This window comes from Pseudomonas sp. MYb541, from assembly GCF_037479595.1.
Taxonomy (GTDB): Bacteria; Pseudomonadota; Gammaproteobacteria; order Pseudomonadales; family Pseudomonadaceae; genus Aquipseudomonas; species Aquipseudomonas canadensis.
Window position 1 is genome coordinate 13,723 of the sequence record NZ_JBBGYS010000001.1, and the last position, 25,792, is coordinate 39,514.

General features: G+C 59.5%; 26 protein-coding genes and 1 tRNA gene. 7 read left to right on the forward strand and 20 right to left on the reverse strand.

The features are described 5' to 3' along the window. Positions 1–38: 38 nt before the first annotated feature. Positions 39–725, reverse strand: coding sequence for an HAD-IA family hydrolase (locus WH299_RS00080; RefSeq protein WP_339549349.1), 687 nt, complete (start codon positions 723–725; stop codon positions 39–41). 109 nt (positions 726–834) lie between these two features. Here WH299_RS00080 and WH299_RS00085 point away from each other — a divergent pair, with 109 nt between their 5' ends. Next, positions 835–1,200: a DUF2784 domain-containing protein gene (locus tag WH299_RS00085; protein ID WP_123474549.1), complete on the forward strand. Its 366-nt coding sequence runs from the start codon at positions 835–837 to the stop codon at positions 1,198–1,200. A 54-nt stretch (positions 1,201–1,254) separates the two neighbouring features. Beyond that, positions 1,255–1,833 carry a DUF4337 family protein gene (locus WH299_RS00090; protein WP_122726503.1) on the forward strand — a complete coding sequence of 193 codons (579 nt, stop codon included), beginning with the start codon at positions 1,255–1,257 and terminating at the stop codon, positions 1,831–1,833. Positions 1,834–2,010: 177 nt separating this feature from the next. Here WH299_RS00090 and WH299_RS00095 read toward each other — a convergent pair. After that, positions 2,011–2,100: transfer RNA gene (locus WH299_RS00095), tRNA-Ser, on the reverse strand. A gap of 320 nt (positions 2,101–2,420) precedes the next feature. Between WH299_RS00095 and WH299_RS00100 the strand changes: the two genes are divergently transcribed. The 3 genes from WH299_RS00100 (at position 2,421) to WH299_RS00110 (ending at position 5,150) form a co-directional block, all read left to right on the forward strand. After that, a complete protein-coding gene (locus WH299_RS00100; RefSeq protein WP_123474551.1) occupies positions 2,421–3,113 on the forward strand; it encodes a crotonase/enoyl-CoA hydratase family protein in 693 nt (230 codons plus the stop codon). A gap of 212 nt (positions 3,114–3,325) precedes the next feature. Beyond that, positions 3,326–4,048, forward strand: a complete 723-nt coding sequence (locus tag WH299_RS00105) for a 1-acylglycerol-3-phosphate O-acyltransferase (protein ID WP_122726499.1) — start codon at positions 3,326–3,328, stop codon at positions 4,046–4,048. A 130-nt stretch (positions 4,049–4,178) separates the two neighbouring features. Then, the gene (locus WH299_RS00110; RefSeq protein WP_016979227.1) at positions 4,179–5,150 is read left to right on the forward strand and encodes a magnesium and cobalt transport protein CorA; all 972 of its coding nucleotides are present in this window, start codon (positions 4,179–4,181) and stop codon (positions 5,148–5,150) included. Here WH299_RS00110 and WH299_RS00115 read toward each other — a convergent pair. From WH299_RS00115 to WH299_RS00125, 3 genes are all read right to left on the reverse strand, one after another. Beyond that, positions 5,147–5,872, reverse strand: coding sequence for an amidotransferase (locus WH299_RS00115; protein ID WP_122726497.1), 726 nt, complete (start codon positions 5,870–5,872; stop codon positions 5,147–5,149). The genes WH299_RS00110 and WH299_RS00115 overlap by 4 nt on opposite strands. Before the next feature lie 84 nt (positions 5,873–5,956). After that, positions 5,957–8,104, reverse strand: a complete 2,148-nt coding sequence (locus WH299_RS00120; RefSeq protein ID WP_339549351.1) for a 3-hydroxyacyl-CoA dehydrogenase NAD-binding domain-containing protein — start codon at positions 8,102–8,104, stop codon at positions 5,957–5,959. 16 nt (positions 8,105–8,120) lie between these two features. Further along, a complete protein-coding gene (locus WH299_RS00125) occupies positions 8,121–9,326 on the reverse strand; it encodes an acetyl-CoA C-acetyltransferase (RefSeq protein ID WP_323624129.1) in 1,206 nt (401 codons plus the stop codon). Between the two features lie 647 nt (positions 9,327–9,973). Between WH299_RS00125 and WH299_RS00130 the strand changes: the two genes are divergently transcribed. Continuing rightward, positions 9,974–10,780, forward strand: coding sequence for a c-type cytochrome (locus WH299_RS00130; protein WP_126570528.1), 807 nt, complete (start codon positions 9,974–9,976; stop codon positions 10,778–10,780). A gap of 167 nt (positions 10,781–10,947) precedes the next feature. Here WH299_RS00130 and WH299_RS00135 read toward each other — a convergent pair whose 3' ends face one another. The 14 genes from WH299_RS00135 to WH299_RS00200 all read right to left on the reverse strand — a co-directional run bounded on the left by WH299_RS00135 (position 10,948) and on the right by WH299_RS00200 (position 22,503). Next, positions 10,948–11,751 (reverse strand): transglutaminase family protein, encoded by an 804-nt coding sequence (locus WH299_RS00135; RefSeq protein ID WP_338575924.1) that lies wholly within the window; start codon positions 11,749–11,751, stop codon positions 10,948–10,950. Then, complete coding sequence (locus tag WH299_RS00140) at positions 11,748–12,698, reverse strand: alpha-E domain-containing protein (protein WP_339549352.1); 951 nt, start codon at positions 12,696–12,698, stop codon at positions 11,748–11,750. The genes WH299_RS00135 and WH299_RS00140 overlap by 4 nt, the downstream gene beginning before the upstream one ends. Before the next feature lie 4 nt (positions 12,699–12,702). After that, positions 12,703–14,112 (reverse strand): circularly permuted type 2 ATP-grasp protein, encoded by a 1,410-nt coding sequence (locus WH299_RS00145; protein WP_028617549.1) that lies wholly within the window; start codon positions 14,110–14,112, stop codon positions 12,703–12,705. Positions 14,113–14,512: 400 nt separating this feature from the next. Further along, complete coding sequence (locus WH299_RS00150) at positions 14,513–14,854, reverse strand: ribonuclease E inhibitor RraB (RefSeq protein ID WP_010208429.1); 342 nt, start codon at positions 14,852–14,854, stop codon at positions 14,513–14,515. Between the two features lie 212 nt (positions 14,855–15,066). Then, positions 15,067–15,303: a hypothetical protein gene (locus tag WH299_RS00155; protein WP_015885396.1), complete on the reverse strand. Its 237-nt coding sequence runs from the start codon at positions 15,301–15,303 to the stop codon at positions 15,067–15,069. A gap of 103 nt (positions 15,304–15,406) precedes the next feature. Further along, entirely contained in the window at positions 15,407–16,012 is a 606-nt protein-coding gene (locus tag WH299_RS00160; RefSeq protein ID WP_028617550.1) for an START domain-containing protein, read from the reverse strand. A 41-nt stretch (positions 16,013–16,053) separates the two neighbouring features. Next, the gene (locus WH299_RS00165; protein ID WP_016979374.1) at positions 16,054–16,308 is read right to left on the reverse strand and encodes a YkgJ family cysteine cluster protein; all 255 of its coding nucleotides are present in this window, start codon (positions 16,306–16,308) and stop codon (positions 16,054–16,056) included. 162 nt (positions 16,309–16,470) lie between these two features. After that, entirely contained in the window at positions 16,471–16,956 is a 486-nt protein-coding gene (locus WH299_RS00170; protein WP_126570526.1) for a translation initiation factor 2, read from the reverse strand. 104 nt (positions 16,957–17,060) lie between these two features. Further along, on the reverse strand, positions 17,061–18,500 hold the full coding sequence (locus WH299_RS00175) for an aminotransferase-like domain-containing protein (RefSeq protein WP_015885400.1): 1,440 nt from the start codon (positions 18,498–18,500) through the stop codon (positions 17,061–17,063). A 251-nt stretch (positions 18,501–18,751) separates the two neighbouring features. Continuing rightward, the gene (locus tag WH299_RS00180; RefSeq protein ID WP_339549354.1) at positions 18,752–19,567 is read right to left on the reverse strand and encodes an OmpA family protein; all 816 of its coding nucleotides are present in this window, start codon (positions 19,565–19,567) and stop codon (positions 18,752–18,754) included. Further along, positions 19,564–19,926 carry a DUF4398 domain-containing protein gene (locus WH299_RS00185; RefSeq protein ID WP_122726482.1) on the reverse strand — a complete coding sequence of 121 codons (363 nt, stop codon included), beginning with the start codon at positions 19,924–19,926 and terminating at the stop codon, positions 19,564–19,566. The genes WH299_RS00180 and WH299_RS00185 overlap by 4 nt, the downstream gene beginning before the upstream one ends. A gap of 9 nt (positions 19,927–19,935) precedes the next feature. Further along, on the reverse strand, positions 19,936–20,751 hold the full coding sequence (locus tag WH299_RS00190) for a substrate-binding periplasmic protein (protein WP_122726480.1): 816 nt from the start codon (positions 20,749–20,751) through the stop codon (positions 19,936–19,938). Positions 20,752–20,821: 70 nt separating this feature from the next. Further along, positions 20,822–21,751 carry an electron transfer flavoprotein subunit alpha/FixB family protein gene (locus WH299_RS00195; protein WP_028617554.1) on the reverse strand — a complete coding sequence of 310 codons (930 nt, stop codon included), beginning with the start codon at positions 21,749–21,751 and terminating at the stop codon, positions 20,822–20,824. 2 nt (positions 21,752–21,753) lie between these two features. After that, positions 21,754–22,503, reverse strand: coding sequence for an electron transfer flavoprotein subunit beta/FixA family protein (locus tag WH299_RS00200; protein WP_028617555.1), 750 nt, complete (start codon positions 22,501–22,503; stop codon positions 21,754–21,756). 506 nt (positions 22,504–23,009) lie between these two features. Here WH299_RS00200 and WH299_RS00205 point away from each other — a divergent pair. Continuing rightward, entirely contained in the window at positions 23,010–24,674 is a 1,665-nt protein-coding gene (locus WH299_RS00205; protein ID WP_010208416.1) for an electron transfer flavoprotein-ubiquinone oxidoreductase, read from the forward strand. A 180-nt stretch (positions 24,675–24,854) separates the two neighbouring features. Here WH299_RS00205 and WH299_RS00210 read toward each other — a convergent pair whose 3' ends face one another. Further along, positions 24,855–25,748, reverse strand: coding sequence for an AraC family transcriptional regulator (locus WH299_RS00210; protein ID WP_123474561.1), 894 nt, complete (start codon positions 25,746–25,748; stop codon positions 24,855–24,857). Positions 25,749–25,792 lie beyond the last annotated feature (44 nt).

Genomic DNA, 25,792 nt, shown 5'->3' on the forward strand with positions numbered 1-25,792 from the left:
AGGGGCTTGCCCCCTCCCACATTTTTAACCGCGATCAGTCAAGGTCGAGGGGGCAGGCCGTAGGCTGCCAGATCGAAGTCCGCAAGCTTGCGGATGATCTGGTCGGCATGGTGGTATTTGCTGTCGGCCATGGCTTCATCCGGTACGGCGATAGCGGTCATGTGCGCAGCCTTGGCGGCGGTGACGCCAAACGGCGAATCCTCGAACACCAGGCAATCCTCGGGCGCAACGCTCAGGCGGCGGGCGGCGGTGAGGAAGATGTCCGGCGCAGGTTTAGCGGCGCCGACTTCCGGGTCGTCAGCAGTGACGATGGTGTCGAACAGGCCAAACCATTCGCGGTGCAAGGTGGTCTTGTGGCCAAACGAATTGCGCGACGAACTGGTGCCCACGGCAATCGGGATGTTATGTGCCTTCAAGTGCCGCACCAAGGCTTCAGCGCCGGGCATGCCCAAGGCTTTTGGGAAGCGCTCGCTCATCAGCGGTTCACGGATCGTCAGGAATTCGGCGGGCGTGATCGGAAGATCCAGCGCCTTCACCACGTAGTCAGCCAAATCCTGGGCGCCGCGCCCGATGATGTGCTGCTTGATGCCCCAATCGTAGGTGCGGCCGTAGCGTTCAGCGATGATCTGTGTGACTTCGGTGTAGATGCCTTCAGTGTCCAGCAACAACCCGTCCATATCGAAAATCACAGCCTTGATTGGGCCGACTCTACGCGGTGCGTTCATCAAAACAGATCCTTGGGGGGAAGGACTAAAAGGATTCAGCACAATAACGGTCACACTTGTCAGCAAGCAACCCTTTAGACTGTGAACCTCACCTTTCAAAGTACCCGCAATGCTTTACCGTCTAGCTGCCGACAGCCTCGTGCTATTTCACTTGAGCTTCATCCTCTTTGTCCTGTTCGGCGGGTTGCTTGCGCTGAAATGGCGCCCGGCGATCTGGCTGCACCTGCCCGCCGCGGCATGGGGCGTGGCGGTCGAAGTGTTTCACCTGCCCTGCCCACTGACCCGCTGGGAGAACCTGTTTCGTCACCTCGCCGGGCAGGACGGCTATGGCGGTGGATTTATCGAGCATTACATTCTCACGCTGATCTACCCCGCCGGCCTGACTCCGCAGATCCAGTTGGGCCTGGGCGCGTTGGTGCTGGTGATCAACATCGCAGTATACGGATGGTTGATCCGGCGTTATGTACAGGCTTGAGACAGCTTCATTGGTAAAGAATCAGACTCCCTCATCCCCTTCACAGACGCCCCCATGTCCGAAGCCTTCGAAGTCCCAAGCCCCCACGAAAAACACCTCGAACACACCACCGAACACGCCCACGGCCGCGGCGACAATTTCGCCAGCCGCATCGCCGTGATGACCGCCCTCATGGCCACCCTCGGCGCCATGCTCAGCTACCAGGCCGGCTCGACCGAAAGCGAAGCGGCGATGGACAAGAACAACGCCGCCATCTTCAAGACCGAAGCGGCCAACCAATGGAACTACTACCAGGCCAAGTCCAGCCGGCAAAACCTCGCGGAACTGGCCACTCACATTCCCGGTGTGGACGCGGTGCATTACAAGGAAGAAATCGAGCGCTACAAGAACCAGAAGGAAGACGTGCGCAAACAGGCCGAGAAGCTTGAAGCCACGTCAAAGGAATGGGATGAAAAATCGGAACAGGCGCTGCACCAGCATCATCGCTGGGCCCAGGCAATGACCGCGATTCAGATCGCGATTTCGTTGGCAGCGATTACCTTGCTGACGCGGCGGGAATGGTTGAAGCGGATGTCGTATGCAGCAGGCGGTATGGCAGTAGTATTGGGTAGCCTGGCCTGGCTGCATTTCTAGCAAATTCCCTTGGGTGCCCTGTCCTATCGCTATATCGTAAATAGCATAACGCTGCTCAGGGCTTGGGTGTACGTGCAGGCCTGAAGCGTTGAGCTTGCTGCCTAAAGGCTGTCATACCCCTGAAACAACAAAACCCCTGGTTTCTCTCGAAACCAGGGGTTTTGTTTACATCGAATTTGGCGGTGAAGGAGAGATTCGAACTCTCGATACAATTTCTTGTATACACACTTTCCAGGCGTGCTCCTTAAGCCACTCGGACACTTCACCGTATCTCGTCAAACCAGTTCAGTCTGTCGAGGCGCGCTAATGTAGTCGAAAGCCTTTCTGATGGCAAAGGTTTTTTTCAGAATATTCATGCGGTTAGCCCGTTATGCCGTTTAACGCCCGGCAAGGGGTGGTGATTGTGCCATTCTCAGGCATCGGCGGTGTGCGTCTGGGACGGTGATTGCGCCCTGCGTCTGGCATTCCCACGCCCGGTGCAGGGGAAAACCCTGACTGGCCAGTCAGTCACAGCGCTTTACCGGGGCGGGCGTGGTGGGTAACGTCTGCTGCATACTTCTATAACAAGTCCTACAAGGAACCGCGTCATGAGTGAGTTGATTGCCTACCACCTCGAAGACGGTATCGCGACCCTGACCTTGAGCAACGGCAAGGTAAATGCCATTTCTCCGGCGGTGGTCAGTGCCTTTAATGAAGCGCTGGATCAGGCCGAGAAGGACCGGGCGGTGGTGGTGATCACCGGCACGCCGGGGATTCTGTCGGGTGGTTATGATTTGAAGGTGATGACCGCCGGTCCTAAAGAGGCGATCGGCCTGGTAACGTCCGGTTCGACCTTGGCGCGTCGTCTGTTGTCGCACCCGTTCCCGGTGATTGTGGCGTGCCCTGGGCATGCGGTGGCCAAGGGTGCGTTCCTGCTGTTGTCGGCGGATTATCGGATTGGCGTGGAAGGCCCGTTCAGCATTGGCCTGAACGAGGTGGCAATCGGTATGACCATGCACCACGCCGGTATCGAGCTGGCGCGGGATCGTTTGCGGAAGTCGGCCTTCCATCGTTCGGTGATCAATGCCGAGATGTTTGACCCGCAGGGCGCGTTACAAGCCGGTTTCCTCGATAAGGTGGTGGCACCAGAGGAATTGCATGCGGCTGCGCTGGAGGCGGCACGTCAGTTGAAGAAGCTGAACATGAATGCGCACAAGCACACCAAGTTGAAGGTGCGTAAAGAGCTTCTGGAGGCCTTGGACGATGCAATCATCCTGGACCAAGGGCATATCCTTAACTAAGTCCTACCCCTGATATGTCAGAGCCCGACCTTGAGTCGGGCTTTTTCTTACAAATAAATCCGAATCATCTTTAGCCGCTCTAGCCTGCCCGTGTCGATAGATGTTGAAACATGCTCTTAAACATCGGCTATCTCCTACCTCTACAGGGGTAATTGCCGAATACAGTGCACATCCGTACACTGCGCCACCTTTTGTCCGGATAGGCCGTGTCGATGCTTTTTCTGCTGCGTATGTTGTTGATGGGCCTGCACTTTATGCTCGCCGGTGTACTGGGCGTGCTGGTCGGTCTGTGTCGACCGTTCAATCCGGACAACAGTCGCCTGTGTGCTCGTCTCTATGCGCTACCGGCCATGTGGATTCTGCGCCTGAACGTGAAAGCCGATGTGGACTCGCTGCGCAACAAGCCTGGCACCTGCGTGATCATCGCCAACCACCAGTCCAATTATGACCTGTTTGTGTTCGGCAACGTGGTGCCCTACCGCACCGTGTGCATCGCCAAGAAAAGCCTGAAGTGGGTGCCGCTGTTCGGTCAGTTGTTCTGGCTGGCGGGCAACGTGCTGATCGACCGAGGCAATGCGCACAAAGCTCGCCGCGCGATGCTCACCACGACTCACACTTTGCAGCATGAAGACACGTCGATCTGGGTGTTCCCGGAAGGCACGCGCAATCTGGGCAAGGGCTTGCTGCCGTTCAAGAAAGGCGCGTTCCATATGGCGATTGCGGCCGGTGTGCCGATCGTGCAGGTGTGTGTCAGCAATTACGTGACACATATGCAGCTCAATCGCTGGAACAGTGGGGATGTGCTCATACGGTCATTGCCGCCGATTCCTACCATTGGGATGACTGCGGATGACATACCGGCGTTGATGCAGGCGTGTCATGTGCAGATGGATGAATGCATCGCGCAGATGGACCGCGAGTTGCGGGCTGTCTGAACATTCTGGGGGCGCTTCGCACCCAGCGCGAGCAAGCTCGCTCACCACAAAAAAGCTTGCCGCTACGACGGAACGCCATTCAGGCTAAGCTGCCCAACACCTGTCCTCCCAATAAGAAGCGATCAGCACCATGGGTAGAGTTGTTGCGGCCGCCGTCTATAGCGCCGGTAAGAAAGTCACGGATATCACCCTCGATGAAGGCGCGGCCTGGGCCGCCAAACCCGATCACTTTGTATGGATCGGCCTGGAAGAACCCGATGCCCAGGAACTGGCCAACCTGCAACGCCAGTTCAACCTGCATGAACTGGCCATCGAAGACGCCCTGGAAAAACACAGCCGCCCCAAGCTGGAAACCTTCGGCGATGCGCTGTTTATCGTCACCTATTCACCAGTGCGCGAGAACGGCAAGCTGGAGTTTATCGAGACGCATATCTTTGCCGGCAACGGCTACATCATTACCGCCCGCAACGGTCACTCGGCGTCCTACGGTTTTGTGCGCCAGCGCTGTGAGGCGCGTCCACTGTTACTGGAGCATGGGGAAGATTTCGTACTCTATGCGCTGCTGGATTTCGTCACCGAGAACTACCAGCCGGTGAGCGAAGCGATCCATGCCGAGATCGATGAGCTGGAGCGCAATGTGCTGTGCAGTTCGTTGAGCGAGCGTGATATCCAGAAAATCCACGGCCTGCGCCGCGACGTGCTGCGGCTCAAGCGCTACGTGGCGCCGATGGTGGAGATCAGCCAGGAGCTGCAGAAACTCAGCTTTCCGTTTATCGACAAGAACATGCGCCCGTATTTCCGTGATGTGCAGATCCACGTGACGCGGCAGATGGAAGACCTGACCACCCTGCGCGATATCGCCAGCCAGACCATCGAGATCGGTGTGCTGCTGGAGGCGTCACGCCAGAGTGTGGTGCAGCGCAAGTTCGCCGCATGGGCGGCGATCCTGGCGTTCCCCACCGCAGTGGCAGGGATTTACGGGATGAACTTCCAGAACATGCCCGAGCTGCAATGGCACTACGGCTATTTTGCGGTACTCGGGTTTATTGCGGTGGGTTGCACCAGCCTGTGGGCCAGTTTCAAGCGTTCGGGCTGGCTTTAAACCTGGGCCTCTGGCTTGTGCGCAACGAAACGCATCATCCATTCCGCCACGGTTGCGCCGTGGTGGTCGCGCTCCAGGCTGGCCACGCCGTTTGTGTAGACCTTTTCGCCCAACGTCGTCTGAAGAATCTCCAGCAACTCGCGAGAATAGTCGTGAACAAATTCTGGGTGCCCCTGGAAGCACAGGACCTGGTCACCGATGTGGTACGCCGCAAACGGGCAAAATGCGCTGGAGGCAATGACCTTGGCATTGTCCGGCAGCGTGGTCACCTGGTCCTGGTGGCTGATCAGTAGCGTCAGTTCTTCCACTTCCGGGCTCATCCACGGCGTCTTGGCATCCAGCTTATAGTCGTGGATGCCCATACCCCAGCCTTGGCCGGCGCGTTCGGTCTTGCCGCCGAGCAACAGTGCCAGCAGTTGGTGACCGAAGCAGATGCCGAGCAGCTTGTCGCCGCGCTCATAACGTTCGAGCAGGTAGGTCTTGAGGGTCTGGATCCAAGGGTCCGTTCCAAAGGAATCGGCCTTGCTGCCGGTCACTAGGTAGGCATCGAACACTTCATCGTCCGACGGGTATTCGCCGTTCACCACGTTGTACACGACAAACTCGGCGGGAATGGGCTGCTTGGCGAACAGGCGCTTGAACATCTGCCCGTACCCTTGGTATTGATCGATCAAGCCTGGACGCAGGATATCGGTTTCCAGGATACAGACGCGTAGCGACATAAAAAATACCTGACACGGTGATGGGAATATTGCACACCCCAGAGCCTGCCTTGAAATACCCCTTCAAGGCAAGCCCCTCCTGCTTCACCGGAACACGTCACCTTGCGCCGCTTTCTCCAGCAACAACGCCGGTGGCGTGAAGCGTTCGCCATATTGCTCAGCCAAGTAGCGAGCGCGGGCAATGAAGTCGTTCAGCCCATATTGGTTGATGAACTGCAGCGCGCCGCCGCTCCAGGCCGCAAAGCCAATGCCGAAAATCGACCCCACGTTCGCGTCCGCCGTAGACATCAACACACCCTCCTCCACGCAACGCACGGTCTCGATGGCCTGGATAAACAGCAGGCGGTCGCGCACATCCTGTGGCGAGATACGTTGGTCGGGCCGTTCAAAGCGGCTTTTCAGCTCTGGCCAAAGGTATTTCTGTCCACCGTTGGGATATTCATAAAAACCGCCCCCCGCCGCCTTGCCCACGCGTTTGTATTCGTTGACCAACAGATCGATCACCGCCGTTGCCGGATGCGTCGGCACAGCCTTGCCTTCTGCCTGCAGATCCTTAGCCGTTTGCTGCCTTATATGGCTCATCAGGCTGAGGGAAACTTCATCCGACACCGCCAGCGGCCCCACCGGCATGCCGGCTTTGCGCGCTTCGGTCTCGATCATCGGCGCGGCCACTCCTTCGCCGAGCATGGCGATGCCTTCGTTGGTGAAAGTGCCAAACACTCGCGAAGTGAAGAAGCCACGGCTGTCGTTGACCACGATCGGGGTTTTCTTGATTTGCAGCACGAAATCGAAACCACGGGCCAGGGTTTCGTCGCTGGTGTGGGAACCCTTGATGATTTCCACCAGGGACATCTTGTCCACCGGGCTGAAAAAATGCAGGCCGATGAACTTGGCTTGATCCGGCACCGCCGTGGCCAGGCCGCTGATGGGCAAGGTGGAGGTGTTGGAGGCGATCACGGCGTCGGCGCCGACCACGTGTTGCGCGGCGGCTGAGACCTTGGCCTTGAGTTCGCGGTCTTCGAACACCGCTTCGATGATCAGGTCGCAACCGGCCAGGTCGTCATCACTGGCCGTAGGAAGAATCCGCGCCAACGTGGTTTCCCGCTGTTCGGCGGTCAGTTGCCCACGGCTGACTTTCTTGTCCAGCAACGCCGCCGAATGCGCCTTGCCTTTCTCGGCGGCCGCAAGATTGATGTCCTTGAGCACCACCTCAATTCCCGCGCTGGCGCTGACGTAAGCGATGCCTGCGCCCATCATCCCGGCACCGAGCACGCCGACTTTGCGTGTAACGTTGGGCGCAAAACCTTGCGGCCGAGAACTGCCTGCGTTGATCTCATTGAGCTGGAACCAGAACGTGCCGATCATGTTCTTCGCCACTTGCCCCGTCACCAGCTCGGTGAAATAGCGCGTTTCGATCAGGTGTGCGGTGTCGAAATCCACTTGGGCGCCTTCGACGGCGGCGCAGAGGATTTTCTCCGGAGCGGGGAAACAGCCCTGGGTTTTACTGCGCAAAATCGAAGGCGCAATCGCCAGCATCTGCGCAACTTTCGGGCTCGATGGTGTACCACCGGGAATCTGGTAAGCCTTGTTGTCCCACGGTTGCTTGGCATTCGGATTGGCCAGGATCCAGGCGCGGGACTTGGCCAGCAGTTCATCGCGATCCGCCGCCAGCTCATGCACCAGCCCGGCTTGCAGCGCCTGTTGCGGCCGGACCTTCTTGCCTTCGAGCAGATACGGCAAGGCCTTTTCCAACCCGAGCATGCGCACCATGCGCACCACCCCACCGCCGCCCGGCAGCAGGCCCAGAGTGACTTCCGGCAAGCCAAGCTGCACCGATTTGTCGTCCAGCGCCACGCGGTAATGGCATGCCAGGCAAATCTCCCAGCCGCCCCCCAAAGCCGCGCCATTGATGGCGGCCACTACCGGTTTGCCGAGGGTTTCCAGCCGGCGTAGTTGCGCTTTCAGTACTAGCACGCCGTCGTAGAAATCCTTGGCGTGGGCCTTGTCGACCGCGATCAGTTCATTGAGGTCGCCGCCGGCAAAAAATGTCTTTTTGGCCGAGGTAATCACCACCCCGGCAAAGCTGTCTTTTTCCGCCTCCAGCCGCTCCACCGTGGCCGCCATGGCCTCGCGGTACGCGCCGTTCATGGTGTTGGCGCTCTGGCCGGGCATATCGAGGGTCAGCACCACGACGCCGTCCTGGCCTTTTTCGTAACGAATAGCTTGGGTCATGACAAATTCCTTGGGCTCAGAGGCGTTCGATAATGGTGGCGATGCCCATGCCACCGCCGACACACAAGGTGGCCAGGCCGTAGCGCTGCTGGCGCACTTCCAGTTCGTCGAGCAAGGTGCCGAGGATGGCGCAACCGGTGGCACCCAGCGGGTGGCCCATGGCGATGGAGCCGCCATTCACGTTGACCCGCGCCGCGTCGATGCGCATGTCCTTGATGAACTTGAGTACCACCGAAGCAAAGGCTTCGTTGACCTCGAACAGGTCGATGTCTTCGACGCGCAACCCGGCCTTGGCCAGGGCCTTGCGCGTAGCGGGCGCGGGGCCGGTGAGCATGATGGTCGGGTCGGTACTGGTGACCGCCGTGGCGACGATACGCGCACGGGGTTGCAGGCCCAGTTCGCGGCCCTTGGCCTCGGAGCCGATCAACATCAACGCGGCGCCATCGACGATGCCGGAGCTGTTGCCCGGCGTGTGCACATGGTGGATGCGCTCCACATGGCTGTAGACCCGCAACGCGGTGGCGTCGAAGCCCATCTGCCCCATCATTTCAAAGCTGGGCTTGAGCTTGCCCAGACCTTCCAGGGTCGAATCGCCCCGGATGAATTCGTCATGGTCCAGCAGCACAATACCGTTCTGGTCCTGCACCGCGATCAACGATTTATTGAAGGAACCTTCCGCACGCGCCCTGGCCGCTTTCTGTTGGGAATGTAGGGCGAAAGTGTCGACGTCTTCACGGGTAAAACCTTCCAGGGTCGCAATCAGGTCCGCGCCGATGCCCTGAGGAGTGAAGTGGCTGTGCATATTGGTCTGCGGATCGAGCACCCAGGCGCCGCCATCACTGCCCATGGGCACACGGGACATGGACTCGACGCCACCGACCACCACCAGGTCTTCGAAGCCGGAGCGCACTTTCATTGCGCCCAGGTTGACGGCTTCCAGGCCCGACGCGCAAAAGCGGTTGATCTGCACACCGGCGACGCTGATGTCCCAGTCCGCAGCCAGGGCGGCAGTCTTGGCGATGTCGGCGCCCTGATCGCCGATCGGGGTCACGCAGCCGAGCACGATGTCGTCCACCTGGTGGGTGTCGAGGTCACTGCGCCGGGCCAGCGCAGTGAGCAGGCCGGCCACCAGGTTCACCGGCTTGACGCTGTGCAAGGCACCGTCGGCCTTGCCTTTGCCACGGGGCGTGCGTATCGCATCAAAGATCAAAGCTTGGGTCATGACGTCCTCGAACCGCTGTGCATGTGTGCCTCTACCTTAGGCCCGATTGACACGGTTTCAATGACGGATGCGCTCATTGCTTTTGACCCCCTCGCTCGGACGAACGGTAGTGTCCTAAGCTAATTGCCGGGTTAATCGTTTTAGCTGTCTAGCCAAGGCATTGGCGCCAAGATGGCGATATGCCTCATGCCTTTTTAAGCTGAATTGCTTATTAGTTGATATGAAATGAGTCTAAGCCAAGAAGAACGAGGGCTCTAAGGTTGAATCAGTAGGAAGTCGCTGCCGGGTTTTGCTGGAGCGGCTGTAAGAAAAGCGACACGTCATCTCGCCATACTGAAATAAAACCGGCACGCATTTGACGCTCAGGAATAACAACAAAAGGCAGTCAGCCATGTTCAAACATTCGAAAGTACGTCAGGCGGGACTCATTCTGTTCGCCACCACACTGATTCTGATCTTGCCCAATTTGACCAAGGTCATTGGGTGATCCCTCAACGCCCACATTCCGTGCCTTCACAGCACCGGGTTTGCAGCTTTTGGCAGCACCTGCCGGGACATTGCGCATAGCGGTCCTGCAGGGGCTGCCTTTTTGCGCGCCGATTTCCGGTATCGTGAGCGTCATTGCCACTTTACACCGGGCCTCCCTCTTGAAACCGATCTTCGCCCTCCTCGCCTTGCTGATCGCGCTTCCCGTTTCGGCAGCAAAATTGACCATCGAACTCGACCACACCCGCAAGACGTGGCAGACCGCTGACCTGCTCAAGCATCCACAGGCGCAAACGGTTCAGATCGTCGATGACGTTTCCTACAAGCGCACCATGAATTATCGCGCAGTGCCCTTGGCCGCACTCCTAACGGGACTGAAACCTGAAAGCCATCTGCAAGCCGTTGCGTTGGATGGTTTCGCCGCCGAACTCACGGCTGCGCCGCTGCTGGAGACCCACGGTGCACGCGCCTGGCTGGCGGTGGAAGATCCTGCCCAGCCATGGCCTGCACTGGCGGAAGGCAAACCGAGTGCCGGGCCGTTCTACCTGGTGTGGACTGACCCGCAAGCCGGGCGCATCAGCCCTGAGCAGTGGCCGTTCCAGATCTCCGGGATCAAACAGTTGAAGACGGTCGCGGAGCGCTTTCCGGCTTTGTTGCCCGATCCAAAACTGGCAGCCAATGACCCGATCAACCAGGGCTTTGTGCTGTTCCAGAAAAACTGCCTGGCTTGCCATCGCCTAAATGGCGCCGGCGATGCGCAGGTGGGGCCGGATTTGAACATTCCGTATAACCCCACTGAGTATTTTGGCGGTGATTTCCTCAAGCGCTATATTCGCGACCCGCAGAGCTTGCGGCATTGGCCGCAGGCGAAGATGCCGGCGTTTGCTGCCAGTGTGTTGCCGGACGGTGAGCTGGATTTGTTGGTGGGCTACTTGAAGCATATGGCGGGGCGTAAACAGCAACCTTAAACATCGGGAGGGGGGAACCCTTGTGGTGAGCGGGCTTGCCCCGCGTTGGGCTGCGCAGCGGCCCCTAAACCCGGCACCCAGGAAATACCTGACACACCGCATTCTGCTTGACTGGGGCCGCTTCGCAGCCCAGCGCGGGGCAAGCCCGCTCACTACAACAACCCCAGTTATTGCTGTTGGACTGAGATCATCGGTGTCGGCGCCACAAACACCTTGGCATGCATCTGCTCATGCCCGCCGCCACGGCGCATGCCGCGTACTGGGCAGGCGTCGAGGTAGTCCAATCCCACCGCCAACTTCAAATGCCGCTCCGGCCGCGCCAGTTGGTTGGTCACGTCAAAGCTGTACCAGGCGTCCTCCAGCCAGGCCTCGGCCCAGGCGTGGCTGGCCAGGTGCGTGCTGTCCTCCGAGTACAAATACCCCGACACATACCGCGCAGGAATCCCCAGGCTGCGTGCACACGCCAGGAACGCATGCGTGTGGTCCTGGCAAACGCCTGCGCGGCCAGCGAAGGCCTGGGCGGCGCAGGTGTCGACTTCGGTGGCGCCAGGCGTGTAGACCATCGCCTGGTTGAGTGCGTGCATCAAGTCGATCAACGCGGTGCGATCACGACGTTGATGGCACTGCTGATCGGCAAAGCTGCGCAAGGCTTCATCGGGTTCGGTCAGGCGGGTGCAACGCAGAAACGGGAATGCGGATTGGTGCTCATGTTCGGCCTCGCGCAACTCGTCGATATCCACCTGACCACGGGCGCCGATGATGATGGCATCGTGGGGTTCGTCCAGAGTCAACACATGCAGGATGTTGCCGAATGGGTCCACCTGCGCCCGCACCGGGCGCGGCAGGTCGAGCTGCCAGCTAAGTACGCGCTGGCGTTCGCTGTCGTGGGGCGTCAGGCGCAGGTACTGGATGCTGGCGCGCACTTGGTCTTCGTAGTGGTAGGTAGTTTCGTGGCTGATGGAGAGTCTCATGCCGCCTCCAGGTAGGAAAAGTAGATGGCGTCGCCCAACTGGCGGACCAAGGGGATAAAGTCGGTCAGCCAGGCGTGCAGGCCTTCCTCGAGGATTTCATCGATGGCGGTGAAGCGCAGGCGCGCGTCCATCTCGGCGGCCAGGCGCTGGGCCGGCCGACCATTGAGGCCGGGTAGGCTGGCGAGGATCTGGTCGATCTCTTCGCTGCAGGCACGCAGCGAGCGCGGCACATCGGCGCGCAGCAGCAACAATTCCGCCACTTGCCGGGCACCGGGGGCATCGCGGTAGATCTCGGTGTAGGCCTCGAACGACGACAACGCACGCAACAAGGCGCTCCATTGATAGTAGGCGTGGGCCGTGCCATCGGTGACGGCTTCGGCGCGGTCGCCCGCCATCTCATAGCGGGCGTCCAGCAGGCGCAGCGTGTTGTCGGCACGCTCGATAAAAGTGCCCAGGCGAATGAAGCGAAACGCATCGTTACGCATGATGGTGCCGTAGGTTGCGCCGCGAAACAGATGGGAACGCTCTTTTACCCACTCGCAGAAACGGCTCATACCATAGCGGCTCAAGCCCTGCTGGGCGATGTCGCGAATATCCAGCCAGGTCGCGTTGATGTTTTCCCACATGTCGGCGGTAATTCGCCCACGCACCGCATGGGCGCTGGCCCGCGCCGCGCCCAGACAGCTGTAGATGCTGGCCGGGTTGGCCGCATCCAGCGCGAAGAAGTGCAACAGGCGTTCAGCGTGCAACTCGCCATGACGTTCGTGGTAATCCTCCAGGGTGCCAGTGATCAACAGCGGCATGGCCAATTCGTGCAGCCCATCACCGCGCCCGTCCTGGGGCATCAGCGACAGCGAATAGCTGACATCGAGCATGCGTGCGAGGTTTTCCGCACGTTCCAGGTAGCGCGACATCCAGTACAAATCCGAGGCAGTTCGACTCAACATGGCATCAGTCCTCGACCACCCAGGTGTCTTTGGTGCCGCCGCCCTGGGACGAGTTGACCACCAGCGAGCCTTCGCGCAACGCCACGCGGGTCAAGCCGCCGGGGACCACACGGGTTTCCTTGCCGGACAACACGAACGGTCGCAGGTCGATATGACGCGGCGCGATGCCGTTTTCGACAAAGGTCGGGCATGTGGATAAACACAAGGTCGGCTGGGCGATATAGGCATGGGGCTTGGCTTTGATGCGCGCGCGGAAGGCTTCGATTTCCGCGGCGGTAGACGCCGGACCGACCAGCATGCCGTAGCCGCCGGAGCCCTGGGTTTCCTTCACCACCAGGTCGGGCAGGTTGGCCAGCACGTGGGACAATTCGTCGGGCTTACGGCACTGGAAGGTCGGAACATTCTTCAGGATAGGTTCTTCATCCAAGTAAAAACGGATCATCTCGGTGACGAACGGGTACACCGACTTGTCATCCGCCACCCCGGTGCCGATGGCATTGGCCAGCACCACATTGCCGGAGCGATAGGCTGCAAGCAGGCCGGGCACGCCGAGCATGGAGTCCGGGTTGAAGGCCAACGGATCGAGGAACGCGTCATCCAGGCGACGGTAGATCACATCCACGGCCTTGGGCCCGTCGGTGGTGCGCATGAAGACGCGGTCATCACGCACGAACAGATCGGCGCCTTCCACCAGTTCCACGCCCATTTCTCGGGCGAGAAAGGCATGTTCGAAGAACGCGCTGTTGAAGCGCCCCGGCGTCAGCACGACCACGCTGGGGTTATCCAGGGGGCTTGAGCTTTTCAGGGTATCGAGCAGCAAATTGGGGTAGTGGTCGATAGGCGCGATGCGCTGGGCAGCGAACAGTTCGGGGAACAGGCGCATCATCATCTTGCGGTCTTCGAGCATGTAGCTGACGCCGCTCGGTGTACGCAGGTTGTCCTCCAGCACGTAGTAAGTGCCATCACCGTCGCGTACGAGGTCGACGCCGGAGATGTGGGAATACAAGTCGCGGTGCAAGTCCAGGCCCTGCATCGCCAACTGGTATTGCTCGTTCGCCAGCACCTGTTCGGCGGGGATGATTCCGGCCTTGATGATGCGCTGTTCGTGATACAGGTCAGCGAGAAACATGTTCAGCGCCTTGACCCGTTGGATACAACCGCGCTCGACAATCCGCCATTCGCTGGCGGGGATGCTGCGCGGGATGGTGTCGAAGGGAATCAACCGTTCGGTGCCTTGCTCGTCCCCGTAAAGCGTGAAGGTGATCCCGGCACGGTGAAACAGCAAATCGGCTTCGCGCCGGCGTTGGGCCAGCAGATCATCTGGGGTATCGGCCAACCAGCGGGCGAACTCGCGGTAATGAGGCCGGACCTGGCCTGCCCCATCGTACATTTCATCGTAATAAGTGCGGATCATGCCGAACTCCTTGTCACCCGGGCGCTAGAACCATCGCAAGGCCCGTGCCAGCGGCATAAACACTTAAAAATCAGTGTGTTGAATTACAACCAGAATCCAGCCGCACCGTCCTGGTGCGCAGAATGCCCGGTGCACCGCCCGACGCTTCATCGCAATGCGGGCTTTGACTATCAACAGCATAGTCAGAGTTGATTTCACTGCCCGGCCCAAGCTACGGATAATCGCCCCATCTGCTGAACTGCCTTCAGCGAACCGCTCTTCCCTTTAAGCCACCCTCTTGGGTGGTTTTTTTTTGGTGCGTAAAAATAGCGCGCAAGTTCCGAGAATTTTCCCACGGCACAAACAAAATCGGCCGACCCAAAGGTCAGCCGATACGCTGCGTTTCTCATACTTCAAGCTGCTACATGGGTAACCCACGCACCTCCTGCTTCACGCCCCATCCCTCGATGATCCCGCCCAGCGGCTCGACCACCGCCCCGAAGTCTTGCTCAAAGTCTCCAATGCCATCGTAGGTGGCGGACATGATTTTGCTCAGCTCCAGGTACCAGGCGCCATCGTCGCGCGCACTGACCTGGGCATTCAGGGATTCCCCACGAAACTCACCCGCCGCCCTGCGCGCACGTTCCTCATCCGGGAAAATGGCGTAGAACTCGATGGGGTGGAAACGCGAGAAGTCGAAGCCGCCCTCTTTCATGCGGCGCAGAACGTTGGTGCTGATGTCTTCTTGATAGGCTGTGCTCATGAAAAGTGCTCCTCGAATTGATGGATAGACTTTCCGTGCTTCCCGAAGCCCACGCCCTACTGGCGTGGGGACTAAGGCAACAACATCACCGCTGGAAAACAAGCATGTAGCTGACAAGACCAGAACTAGCGATTCATTCGCTGATCTCACTTGCAGAGTAGCGCGAAGCTATCACCTCCACCAGAGGTGCTTTAATGGTGTACAGGGAATGTTCAGGCGGCGGGAGAGATGTCGAGGATCTGGATACTGTTCTGGTCTTTGAGGATCTTGACCGTCGGTTCGGGCTTGCGGCCCTCGAGGTCATTGAGGTCGAGCTCGGCGGCGACGGGCACCAGCTTGTTGCGAATCATGTGTGCCGCATCTTCGAGGCTGGGCTTCTGGTCGCAGGTGAACTGCTCGACGGACTGCACGCCGTGATCATCAACGAAGGTAATCTGCCACTTTTGCATCGGTGCCTCCTCGATAAAACCCATGTGTGGGCTTACCTCTATCTGGACCTTGGGGGCTCGGAAAACGTTCCACCCAAGGTAGGAGACACCTGATCAGTTGCGCTTACTTTTCAGCGTGTTCTTTCAAGGCTTTCAAGGTGTTAAACGGCGCGTCCACCACGAACTTGTTGGCCAACCACGAGGGCACGCTGCCGCCTGGCTCGGTGTGCACCTGGTAGGTGACTTCGGTCTGGTTGTCGCCTTTAGGCACCAGTTTCCAGAAGCCGTCGACCTGGGCGACACGTACGTAGCCTTTTTCTTCCGGCTTGTAGGTCGGCACGCCTTCCAGCTTACGGGTCAGCGTGCCGTCGGCCGCCTTGGTGGTGGTGATATGCAGGTAGGAATCACGATCCGTCACGGGGAACGGGGCTTTGAATTGGGTGTAGGTCCAACTCTCGTCGCCTTTCTTGTCGACCAGCTTCTGGGATTTGCACTCGTGGATCCAGGCACAGGCACCGGCTACGTCTTCCTGGAGGGCGACGATTTTTGCCAACGGCGCCTTGATCACGGTCACACCGCGATACGCCTTGTATTTGGAGCCGGCAATCTCGCTCAGGGACACTTTGATACCGTCTTCGTCCTTGGCGACTTGCCAATCTTCAGCCTGGGCAGTGGCAGCAAACAACACCGTAAAACCGCACAACACAGCCATTCGTTTCAGCGAACCCATTGTTGTATTCCTTATTGTTGAAGTTCCGATAGTAAAGCCCATCAAGCCGCCGTCATCTGCTCCCACCAGCCGATCAAACGGATTGCATCGGCCTGGTCGGTGCCGCAGACCTCGAGATCCGCCTTGAAATCACTGCACACCGCCGGTCGCTCCGGCTGACCGAAAATCTGACATAACAGTTCGACCGATAGGTGCACACAGCGAACGCCTGCCGGTTTGCCCTGTGGCATTCCGGGTAAAGGCGAACTGATGGAGGGGGCGATGCAGCACGCGCCACAGCCTTCACGGCAATTCATGACCAGCAGGTCCTCGACGACTCAATGTGGATGGCCGGGCTAGAGTACGCCCTAAAACAGCCGTTTTAAAATGGTCTAACAGGGGTTTTTCGCAGAAAACAAAAGTGACTGACCAGTCTCCGACACATGGTCGGCGGTCCACGTCACCTTTGTGGGAAAAGTTTACTGCTTGAACTCGAAATCCAACGCTGCACCTTCCACATCACGCCGTTCTTCGTTGCGCAATTGCAGCTTCATCTCATTGCTGAGCAGGCGGCCGTTGATCTGGAAGGCACTGTTGTCGGTGGGCTTCTCGCCAAACATCGGTGGCAGCAGGGGCACACTCTTGGGCTTGGGCATGGTACCGATGGGCTGCAAGTGCCTGACCATGTCCGACGGCAACGACAGGTCCAACTGTGCCGGTGGCAATTGTGTCTGCGTCACTTCGCGCGACGCCTTGGACTTACTGGCCGCACGTTTTTTGGCGGCAGCAGTGGGTTTCTTCACCGCTGGCGCTTTTTTTACGGAGGCCGGTTTTTTTGCGGGGGTATTCTGCTCGGTACCGGCGACGGGCTTGGTTTCACTCACAGGTGCCGCCGCCAGCGCTGTGCCGACGTTGCACAGGCTTAACAGGCCAATCACCAAAACCGCACGAAAAATCGAAGTCATATTGCCTACAGCTTTAACGGCAGAGGGCCATATGCTCGCTTGTTGTGCGCGGCATGACAAGCGCGGTGATTAGCTTGCTATAGGATTTGTCCCCTATCTGAGCGTCACAGTCCGGCGGCGGTTTCCTGGCAGAGCTGGCTCGCCAGCATCCCCAACGTCATCAGCGCCCGCTCTGCCTCGCGGTTCCACGGCGTGCCGCAGTTGAGGCGAATACAGTGGTTGAACTGCTCGGTGTTACTGAAGATCAGCCCCGGCGCGATGCTGATGCCCTGTTGCAGTGCACGTACGTGCAGTTCCTGGGTATTGACCCGTCCGGGCAAACTGACCCACAGGATGAAGCCGCCGGTCGGACGCGTCATCTGGGTGCCTTCCGGGAAATATTGCTGCACGGCCAGTTGGAAGGCGCTGAGGTTCTTGCGGTACTCCTGGCGGATGTAACGCAGGTGCCGGTCGTAACCGCCGTTTTCCAGGTACGCAGCGACGCCCATCTGCGTGACGCTGCACGCGGAGTGGGTGCTGAACATCTGCAAGCGCTGAATCTCCTGCTGGTACTTGCCGGCAATCATCCAACCGATGCGCACGCCGGGAGACAGCGTCTTGGAAAAGCTGGAGCAATAGATCACCCGATCCAGACGATCATAGGCCTTCAGGGCCTTGGTGCGGCCCAGTTCGAACATCAGCTCGCCGTAGATATCGTCCTCGACAATCTGGATATCGAAGTCCGACGCCAGGCGCAGCAACTGTTTCTGCCGTTCTTCGGGCATGGTACCGCCCAGCGGGTTACTCAAGCGCGTGGTCAGCACCAGCGCCTTGATCGACCATTGGTTGGCCGCCAGTTGCAGGGCTTCCAGGCTCATGCCGGTGGACGGGTCGCTGGGGATCTCAATGACTTTGAGGCCCAACAGGTCGGCCAATTGCAGCAAGCCGTAATAGGTCGGTGATTCAGCGGCAATCAGGTCGCCAGGCCGCGTCAGTACGCGCAGCGACATTTGCAAGGCATCGACGCAACCGTGGGTGATCACCACTTCGGAAGGGTCCACCACCACGCCTGCATCACGCATGCGGATCGCCACCTGGCGGCGCAGCGGTTCGAAACCGGGGCTGAACATGTAGCTGAATGCCCGTGGGCTCTGGAAGCGCGTGACCTTGGCCAACTGCTGGTGCAGCGCGCGTACCGGCAGGTAATCCACGCTCGGCACAGCGGCGCCCAGCGGGAACACTCCTTCGCGGCGCGACTCGCCCAATACCTGCTGGATGATACTGCTGCGGGTGACCAGGCCCGGGCGTTCGACCCGGGCGATGTCCGGCGTCGGCGCGGTGAGTGCTGGCGTCTGGTGCACGTAATAGCCGGACTGCGGCCGCGCCCGAATCAGCCCCTGGTCTTCCAGGTTGGCGTAAGCCTGCAACACCGTGGCGTGGCTCACGTTCAACTGCGAGCTCATCTTGCGCACCGAAGGCACGCGCTCGCCCGGTTGATAGACACCGCGCCGGATATCCTCAGCCAGTTGCTGGGCGATACGTTGGTAAAGCAACAGATTGGTCATGACGCAGCACTCGATTTCACGGGTATTTTATTTTTGTGTGAAACATACCGGCACAGTTTAGAAGTGTACGGGGACAGTTGCCACAATAGTCGAGCGCGCGTTGTAGTGACAGCAAAAACTGTGAGGGTGTACACCCAACAAATGTGGGAGGGGGCTTGCCCCCGATAGCGATGGTTCAATCAACCTCTTCGGTGACTGACGCTCCGCCATCGGGGGCAAGCCCCCTCCCACAGTTAAATCGATGCAAGCCTTTATCGGGCTGCGCCGAGTTGGCCTTTTTCGTCGGAGAACACAATTTCCACACGACGGTTCTGCGCCCTGCCCCGCTCGGAAGCATTGGCCTCCACCGGGTACTGGTCGCCATAACCCTCGACCTGGATGCGTTTTTCGTCGATCCCCAGGTCAACCAGCACATCCGCCACCGACTGTGCGCGGTCACGCGACAGTTTGAGGTTTTCGCGCTCGCCGCCGGTATTGTCGGCATACCCCTCGATGCGCACCACGCGCTTGGGGTTGAGTTGCAGGAACTGTACGATTTTCAGCACCGTGCGGTTGGCCGAGTTTTTCAGCTCTGCTTCACCGGTATCGAACAGCACATCGCCCAGGGTCATCACCAGGCCACGATCGGTCTGGGTAGTGGCCAGGCTGGCGATCTGTTCTTCAAGCCATTTGCCCTGCTGCTGCACGCTGATCAGCTTGTTTTCACGCAGGGCCAACTGCAGGCGCTGGCGCTCCAGTTCGAGCTTTACACCCCGCTCTTGGTTGAGCGCCTGTTCGGTATGTTCGCGGGCGATGGCGCTGTAGCGCTGGCTCAGGTAGGCGTAATGCACTACATCGGCACCGCTGCCCCAGTAGCTGGACAAGCGATCGGCGCGCGCCAGGGATTCACCGGCGCGGATCACGTCCTTGGGCGCAAAACGCAGCACGTTGGCGTCTTCCTTGACTTGCTGGAAGTCGTTACCTGCCTGCTGCAAGGCCTGCTCGCTGTCGGGATGGCTGGCGCAACCGCCCAACACGGTGGTGCCCAACAGTACCGCACAGCTCAAACCGCGGATCATCGGGTTCATTGGGCTTCTCCCAACTGCAACTGCTTGCGCAGACGGGTGATGCGGGCGTTGAGCACGTTCAACTGTTCCTGGCTCTTGCGGGTCAGCACTTGGGCTTCTGCCAGGCGTGCATCCAGTTCGGCTTGCTCGAAACGCATACGTGCGTTTTTGTAGGATTGGTCGGCCATGCTCGACTTGGCCCGGGCGAACTTGGCTTCAGCCAGTTTCAATTCAGGCGATTCATCCGCGTTGGCCCCCACGGCACTGGCTTGCTCCAAGGCTTGCTGGGTGAGGCGCATTTGTTCATTCGGCGCAGGATCGACTGCACATCCCGCCAGAGCGACAACGGCGAGGGCCGCGAAAAGAGGTCGAAGAGTCACTGAAAATCCCTACTTTGTTGGGGTGCCGACGGGTTGCTGCAATTGCGCTTTCCAGCGCTCCAGATTGCTCTGCAACGCAGCTTGCGCCACACCGGACGCGGGCAATTCTGTCATCTTTTTGGCCAGCTGTCCGCGCAGCCACGGATCATTGCAGGCCGAGTTGTGGGAAATCGCCAGGTACAGGCCCGGCTGGTCGATGGGAATATCGCGGGCAACCAAGTCGTTGCTCATGCCCAAGGTCTGCGCCATGGCCATACCGGAATAACGCCCGGCGAGCACGTAGTCCACTTCACCCAGCAGCAGTTTCTGGAACGCCGGCGTCAGCGACGGCAGGCGTTGCAGGCTCAGTTGCTCACCGGCGAAGGTTTCGAAGGCCGCGCTCAAACGCGCACGTTCCGACACTGCGCCTTTGTGCCCGTGCAGGTCGGCGGCCGTGGCATAGGCCAGCGTCGAGTCCTTGCGCGTCCACACCAGGTAGTCGAGCTGCACCAGCGCCGGGTGGATGTAGTCGAGGGTTTCCAGCTCACCCAGGTTCAGCGGCGCGTCGGCGAGGATATCCATGCGCCCGCTGCGCACTTCCTCCAGGGCCAGGGAGCGTTTGCCACCGTAGAGCAGGTCGACTTTCAAGCCGAGGTCCTTGCCCACTTGTTGCAACACATCGGCGGTGGCGCCGATCAGGTGCGTGGGGTCTTGTGGGTCGCGCCAGAGCAACGGCGGTGCGTCCGGGCTGCCGGTGATCACCAGGCGATCGCATTTGCCGGCGGCCAGCGACAGCGTCGGCAGCAATGTGAGGCCCAGCAGTACCGCCCAAGGGCGCAATTCCATGGCGTGTGTCTCCAAGTCAAAAAAAAGCCCGGTCACAAGGACCGGGCTCTTTATAAGTGAAGCGACTGGATTAGACCAGCTTCTCCAACTCAGGGACGGCTTCGAACAAGTCCGCCACCAGGCCGTAATCGGCGACCTGGAAGATCGGCGCTTCTTCGTCCTTGTTGATCGCAACGATCACTTTGGAGTCTTTCATACCGGCCAAGTGCTGGATCGCGCCGGAGATACCGACGGCGATGTACAGCTGTGGCGCAACGATCTTGCCGGTCTGACCGACCTGCATGTCGTTGGGTACGAAACCTGCGTCAACGGCTGCGCGGGAAGCGCCGACCGCAGCGCCCAGCTTGTCGGCCAGGGCGTACAGGTGCTTGAAGTTGTCACCGTTCTGCATGCCACGGCCGCCGGAAACGACGATCTTGGCAGCGGTCAGCTCAGGACGATCCGACTTGGCCAGCTCTTCGCCTACGAAGCTGGAAGTGCCAGCGTCGTGGGCAGCCGCAACGGCTTCAACGGCAGCCGAACCACCTTCGGCGGCAACCGGGTCGAAACCAGTAGCACGCACGGTGATGACTTTGACCGAAGCGTTGGACTGTACGGTAGCGATGGCGTTACCGGCGTAGATCGGGCGCTTGAAGGTGTCGGCGCTTTCAACCGAGATGATCTCGGAGATCTGGTCAACGTCCAACTGTGCGGCAACGCGTGGCAGGATGTTTTTACCGTTGGAGGTAGCAGCAGCCAGGATGTGGCTGTAGCCAGCGCCCAACTCAGCTACCAGCGGAGCAACGTTTTCTGGCAACTGATGCGCGTAGGCGGCGTTGTCAGCGTTCAGGACTTTGCTCACGCCCGCGATTTTCGCAGCGGCTTCAGCCACGGCGCCAGCGCCTTGGCCAGCGACCAGCACGTGAATGTCGCCACCGATTTTAGCGGCGGCAGCCACGGTGTTCAGGGTGGCCGGGGCCAGCACCTTGTTATCGTGTTCGGCGATTACGAGGATAGTCATGATCAGATCACCTTCGCTTCGTTTTTCAGTTTCTCGACCAGTTCGGCCACCGACTTGACCTTGATGCCCGCGCTGCGTGCAGCCGGTGCTTCAACCTTGACGGTCTTGTTGGTGGAGGCGGTGGAAACGCCCAAAGCTTCAGGAGTAACCGACTCAAGCGGCTTCTTCTTGGCTTTCATGATGTTTGGCAGGGACGCGTAGCGCGGCTCGTTCAAACGCAGGTCGGTGGTGACGATGGCCGGCAGCTTCAGGGAAACGGTCTGCGCGCCGCCGTCGATTTCACGGGTTACAGCTACGCTGTCGCCGCTCACTTCGACTTTGGAAGCGAAGGTGCCCTGGCCGTAACCGGTCAGTGCAGCCAGCATCTGGCCGGTCTGGTTGTTGTCGCTGTCGATGGCCTGTTTGCCGAGGATCACCAGCTGAGGCTGTTCCTTGTCGACAACGGCTTTGAGCAGCTTGGCCACGGCCAGGGAGGTTAGCTCTTCAGCGGACTCGACCAGGATGGCGCGGTCGGCACCCAGTGCCAGGGCGGTACGCAGCTGCTCTTGAGCAGTGGTAGGGCCGATGGAAACCACGACGATTTCAGTCGCCACGCCTTTCTCTTTCAGGCGGACGGCTTCTTCCACAGCGATTTCGCAGAAAGGGTTCATCGACATCTTGACGTTAGCAAGGTCGACGCCGGAATTGTCCGCCTTGACGCGAACTTTCACGTTGTAATCGACAACGCGTTTGACAGCTACAAGAACCTTCATGGATTCCTCGTTACTCTCCGGTGAAAAGAAAGTCGCCTAGGCGAACCTGGCGGTTGATGCTCATCGGCACACAAGGGCACCTCCAAAAACGCAGGCGGCGACCTTGCTCACGGGAAATGATGACCGTTCGTCAGTGGTGACTGAGAGGTCATTCTTTATCGCAGCGTGTAAACTGCGCGCCATTGTCTGGACGCGCGCCACCTGTCTCGCTTTTGGACGTGCTCTTGAAACCTGCAGTCTGCCTACGGTTAGCGCAAAACCGACCGTATATTGACCGGAACACCTATTCTGGTCAATACGGCAAAATAGCCAGTCATAAGCCGCACCACTTTGATTTACCTAGCCTGCGGGCAATTCAAACAAACGTTTGTATTGGACGCTAGCAGTGGTGTAGATATAATGCGCCACCTAGAGAGAAAGGTGGGTCTTGCCGTTGCCGCAAGACAACACCGAACCTCCACCCATTAGAAAAAAAAGCCTGTTGAGCCTTGAGTAGGAGATAGCCTGTGGAACGCGAATACATGGAATTCGACGTGGTCATCGTCGGCGCTGGCCCGGCGGGACTGTCTGCCGCCTGCCGACTGAAGCAGAAGGCCGCCGAAGCCGGTAAGGAAATCAGCGTCTGCGTGGTCGAGAAAGGCTCCGAAGTCGGCGCGCATATCCTCTCCGGTGCCGTGTTCGAACCACGCGCCCTGAACGAACTGTTCCCGGACTGGAAAGAACTCGGCGCCCCGCTCAACACTCCGGTGGTGCGCGATGACATCTATGTACTGCGCAGCCCCGAAGCCTCCACCAAGGTGCCTGACTTCTTTGTGCCCAAGACCATGCACAACGAAGGCAACTACATCATCTCCCTGGGCAACCTGTGCCGCTGGCTTGCGCAGCAGGCCGAGAACCTGGGCGTGGAAGTCTACCCAGGCTTCGCCGCACAGGAAGCGCTGTTCGACGAAAACGGCGTAGTGCGCGGGATCATCACCGGCGACCTCGGCGTCGACCGTGAAGGCAACCCGAAAGAAGGCGTCTACACCCCCGGCATGGAACTGCGCGGCAAGTACACGCTGTTCGCCGAAGGTTGCCGTGGCCACATCGGCAAGCAGCTGATCCAGCGTTTCAACCTGGACAGCGACGCCGACGCCCAGCATTACGGCATCGGCCTGAAGGAAATCTGGGAAATCGACCCAGCCAAGCACCAACCTGGCCTGGTGGTGCACACCGCTGGTTGGCCGCTGGACATCATGAGCGCCGAAAACACCGGTGGCTCGTTCCTCTATCACCTGGAAAACAACCAGGTGGTGGTCGGTTTGATCGTCGACCTTTCCTACAGCAACACCTTCCTGTCGCCGTTCGATGAGTTCCAGCGCCTCAAGCACCACCCGGTGCTGGCCCAATACCTGGAAGGCGGCAAGCGCATCAGCTACGGCGCACGCGCCATCTGCAAAGGCGGCCTGAACTCGCTACCGAAGATGGTCTTCAAGGGCGGCGCGCTGATCGGTTGCGACCTCGGCACCCTGAACTTCGCCAAGATCAAGGGCAGCCATACCGCGATGAAGTCCGGCATGCTCGCCGCCGACGCCGTGGCCGACCGCCTGTTCGCCGAATCCGAGGGCGGTGATGAACTGACCGCTTACGTCGACAGCTTCAAGTCGAGCTGGCTCTACGAAGAACTGTTCGCCAGCCGCAACTTCGGCCCGGCGATGCACAAGTTCGGCCCGATCATCGGCGCCGGCTTCAACTGGTTCGACCAGAACATCCTCGGCGGCAAGATGCCGTTCACCCTGCACGACACCAAGCCGGACTACGCCTGCCTCAAGCTGGCCAAGGACAGCAAGAAAATCGACTATCCGAAACCCGACGGCAAGCTGAGCTTCGACAAGCTGAGCTCGGTGTTCATCTCCGGTACCAACCACGAAGAAGAGCAACCGTGCCACTTGAAGCTCAAAGACCCGAGCATCCCGATCGGCACCAACCTGCCGCTCTACGATGAACCGGCGCAGCGCTACTGCCCGGCCGGCGTGTATGAAGTGATCACCAAAGAAGACGGCGAGAAGCGCTTCCAGATCAACGCCCAGAACTGCGTGCACTGCAAGACCTGTGACATCAAGGATCCTTCGCAGAACATCACCTGGGTCACACCGGAAGGCGCGGGTGGGCCGACTTACCCGAATATGTAAGCCCGCAGCTCGAACAAAAAGGCTCCCAAATGGGAGCCTTTTTTATGGGTGGAACTCGGTCAAATGTGGGAGGGGGCTTGCCCCCGATGACAATAGGTCAGCTACAGATATGTTGGCTGATGTACCGCTATCGGGGGCAAGCCCCCTCCCACATTTTTAACCACAGTGTGCCAGGCAGAATCAGGCGGCCCGCTCCTCGCCGGGATTGCGCAGGAAGTAGCGTTTATATTCCCGACTGAACTGCGACGTACTCTGATACCCCACGTTATGCGCCGCCTGCGCCACGCCCATGCCGTCCACCAACAGCAGTTGCTGGGCCTTGAGCAAGCGCAGACGCTTCAGGTACTGCACCGGTGACAACAACGTACAGCGCTTGAAATGTTCATGAAACGTCGACGCACTCATGTGCGCATACCCCGCCAGCGTCTCGATATTCAGCGGCTCGGCGTAATGGGCATGCAGGTGATTCAGCGACGTGGCGATCCGCGAAAACTGCCCCTGCTGTTCCACCAGCGCCCGCAATACATCCGCTTGCGGGCCACGCAACGCGGTGAACAACACTTCCCTGACCCGCGCCGGGCCCATGATCCGGCTTTCCAGCGGATCGTGCAGGCATTGCAATAGTCGCTCGACGGCGCCGCGCATTGCGTCATCGAGCATCACCGAGCTCATCGACTCCAGCGTCTGTGCGGTCGGTGGCGGCCCGGCCTGAATGCCCATGGCCATGACCAGTTCACCCAACACCACGCGGTCGATGCCCACCGTGACGCCGTACAACGGCGCATCGGGGGCCATGGCAAACGTCTCGCACTCGAACGGCACCGGCATCGCCTGGATCAGGTAATGCCCGGCGCCATACTCCAGCGTACGCGGGCCGAGGTAGGCGACTTTGCTGCCCTGGGCCACGAACATCAGGCTTGGCTCGTAGATCTGCGGCCCACGCGCCACGTCGCAACTGGCGCGCAGCACCTGCACGCCAGGCAGGTTCGTCGGCGAGAAACCGTCGCAGGGCGTGAGCCCTTCAATCAAGGCAACCAGCGTGGCGTTGGCGTCGAGATGGCGGGTGAGCAACATGGCAAAAAACTTCGCGAAAAGGGGATGAGAGCATCATCGCAGGT

Bases quoted from the DNA above. Each gene is read 5' to 3' on its own strand.
- WH299_RS00080 (WP_339549349.1), bottom strand. From the start codon at position 725: ATGAACGCACCGCGTAGAGTCGGCCCAATCAAGGCTGTGATTTTCGAT.
- WH299_RS00085 (WP_123474549.1), top strand. From the start codon at position 835: ATGCTTTACCGTCTAGCTGCCGACAGCCTCGTGCTATTTCACTTGAGC.
- WH299_RS00090 (WP_122726503.1), top strand. From the start codon at position 1,255: ATGTCCGAAGCCTTCGAAGTCCCAAGCCCCCACGAAAAACACCTCGAA.
- WH299_RS00100 (WP_123474551.1), top strand. From the start codon at position 2,421: ATGAGTGAGTTGATTGCCTACCACCTCGAAGACGGTATCGCGACCCTG.
- WH299_RS00105 (WP_122726499.1), top strand. From the start codon at position 3,326: ATGCTTTTTCTGCTGCGTATGTTGTTGATGGGCCTGCACTTTATGCTC.
- WH299_RS00110 (WP_016979227.1), top strand. From the start codon at position 4,179: ATGGGTAGAGTTGTTGCGGCCGCCGTCTATAGCGCCGGTAAGAAAGTC.
- WH299_RS00115 (WP_122726497.1), bottom strand. From the start codon at position 5,872: ATGTCGCTACGCGTCTGTATCCTGGAAACCGATATCCTGCGTCCAGGC.
- WH299_RS00120 (WP_339549351.1), bottom strand. From the start codon at position 8,104: ATGACCCAAGCTATTCGTTACGAAAAAGGCCAGGACGGCGTCGTGGTG.
- WH299_RS00125 (WP_323624129.1), bottom strand. From the start codon at position 9,326: ATGACCCAAGCTTTGATCTTTGATGCGATACGCACGCCCCGTGGCAAA.
- WH299_RS00135 (WP_338575924.1), bottom strand. From the start codon at position 11,751: ATGAGACTCTCCATCAGCCACGAAACTACCTACCACTACGAAGACCAA.
- WH299_RS00140 (WP_339549352.1), bottom strand. From the start codon at position 12,698: ATGTTGAGTCGAACTGCCTCGGATTTGTACTGGATGTCGCGCTACCTG.
- WH299_RS00145 (WP_028617549.1), bottom strand. From the start codon at position 14,112: ATGATCCGCACTTATTACGATGAAATGTACGATGGGGCAGGCCAGGTC.
- WH299_RS00150 (WP_010208429.1), bottom strand. From the start codon at position 14,854: ATGAGCACAGCCTATCAAGAAGACATCAGCACCAACGTTCTGCGCCGC.
- WH299_RS00155 (WP_015885396.1), bottom strand. From the start codon at position 15,303: ATGCAAAAGTGGCAGATTACCTTCGTTGATGATCACGGCGTGCAGTCC.
- WH299_RS00160 (WP_028617550.1), bottom strand. From the start codon at position 16,012: ATGGGTTCGCTGAAACGAATGGCTGTGTTGTGCGGTTTTACGGTGTTG.
- WH299_RS00165 (WP_016979374.1), bottom strand. From the start codon at position 16,308: ATGAATTGCCGTGAAGGCTGTGGCGCGTGCTGCATCGCCCCCTCCATC.
- WH299_RS00170 (WP_126570526.1), bottom strand. From the start codon at position 16,956: ATGACTTCGATTTTTCGTGCGGTTTTGGTGATTGGCCTGTTAAGCCTG.
- WH299_RS00175 (WP_015885400.1), bottom strand. From the start codon at position 18,500: ATGACCAATCTGTTGCTTTACCAACGTATCGCCCAGCAACTGGCTGAG.
- WH299_RS00180 (WP_339549354.1), bottom strand. From the start codon at position 19,567: ATGAACCCGATGATCCGCGGTTTGAGCTGTGCGGTACTGTTGGGCACC.
- WH299_RS00190 (WP_122726480.1), bottom strand. From the start codon at position 20,751: ATGGAATTGCGCCCTTGGGCGGTACTGCTGGGCCTCACATTGCTGCCG.
- WH299_RS00195 (WP_028617554.1), bottom strand. From the start codon at position 21,751: ATGACTATCCTCGTAATCGCCGAACACGATAACAAGGTGCTGGCCCCG.
- WH299_RS00200 (WP_028617555.1), bottom strand. From the start codon at position 22,503: ATGAAGGTTCTTGTAGCTGTCAAACGCGTTGTCGATTACAACGTGAAA.
- WH299_RS00210 (WP_123474561.1), bottom strand. From the start codon at position 25,748: ATGTTGCTCACCCGCCATCTCGACGCCAACGCCACGCTGGTTGCCTTG.